The sequence below is a fragment of the Allostigmatella hybrida genome (assembly GCF_020103775.1).
Lineage (GTDB): Bacteria > Myxococcota > Myxococcia > Myxococcales > Myxococcaceae > Hyalangium > Hyalangium aurantiaca.
Genome location: NZ_JAHXBH010000078.1, coordinates 1 through 1158, shown reverse-complemented (window position 1 = coordinate 1158; position 1158 = coordinate 1). Strand labels below are relative to the sequence as shown.

Here is a 1158-nt window from a genome sequence, read left to right as displayed (position 1 = left end):
CGCCGCGCCTGATTCCAGGCGGCCGCTACTCGGTGGACTTCGCCGTCCACGTGGCACTGATGAAGTACGGTTTCCACCTGCCGCTGGCCCGCCAGGAAAGGCTCTACGCGCGCGAGGGCCTGGGGGTGGAGGCGCAGACGCTCTGGGACCAACTCGAGGCGCTCGCCCGGCACCTGCAGAAGTCCTACGAGGCACTGCTGGCCGAGGTCTTCACCTCGCCTCTCATCCACGCGGACGAGACGCATTGGTACCTGCTGGACAAGGGGCCGGGCACCAAGTGGTACGCGTGGACGGTGGCCTCGCCCGACACCGTCTTCCATCGCATCTACCCCAGCCGCTCCGGGGCGACGGCGCGCACCGTGCTGGGCGACTACGCGGGCGTCGTCCTGGTGGATGGGTATGCGGCCTACCAGACGGCGACGAAGTCCGGCGCGGACGGGCCCGCGCCGGCCACGCTGGCCTTTTGCTGGGCGCACGTGCGCCGCAAGTTTTTCGAAGCCCAGAACTTCGCCCCTGCCTGCAAAGAGGTGCTGGACCTCATCGGCGAGCTGTACGCCGTCGAGGCGGACCTACCGGGCTGGTACGCGCTGGAGGGCGAGGAGCGCCAGGCCGCGCTCGCGCACCGGCTCGCCGTGCGTCAGCAGAAGTCCACGCCGCTGACGCAGCGAATCCGCGACTGGGCGCACGCGCAGCGCGCGCTGCCCGGCAGCGCCTTTCGCAAGGCCATCGAATACATGCTGAACTTGTGGTGTGGGCTGACGGTCTTCCTCACCCAGCCGCAGGTGCCGCTGGATAACAACCATGTCGAGCGCCAGCTGCGTGACATGGTGATAGGCAGGAAGAACCATTATGGCAGTAAGTCAAAGCGGGGCACCGAGGTGGCGGCCCTCTTCTACTCGCTCATCGAGACAGCGCGGCTGCGAGGAGAGGACCCGGGCCACTACCTGCGGCGCGCTGCGCTCGCCGCCATCGAAAACCCGGGCACCGTGACGCTGCCGAAGGCCCAGAGCTGACCACCGCTCCCGCTGTGCGGCCCGGGCGGGTCAGCTCAGTGTCGGGACGGGGCACGGCGAGGTCTTACAAGAGGCCCAGCTGCTGCTCCTTGATGCGGTTCTCCATGTCGCCTCGGGCGCAGTAGAGCTCCTCGTAGAGCGCCTG

At 68.4% G+C, this 1158-nt stretch carries 1 protein-coding gene; it reads left to right on the top strand.

The window, feature by feature from the left end:
* A partial coding sequence (gene tnpC / locus KY661_RS37100) for an IS66 family transposase (RefSeq protein ID WP_225414683.1) occupies positions 1–1013 on the top strand: 1013 nt, incomplete at its 5' end.
* Between the last annotated feature and the right edge of the window lie 145 nt (positions 1014–1158).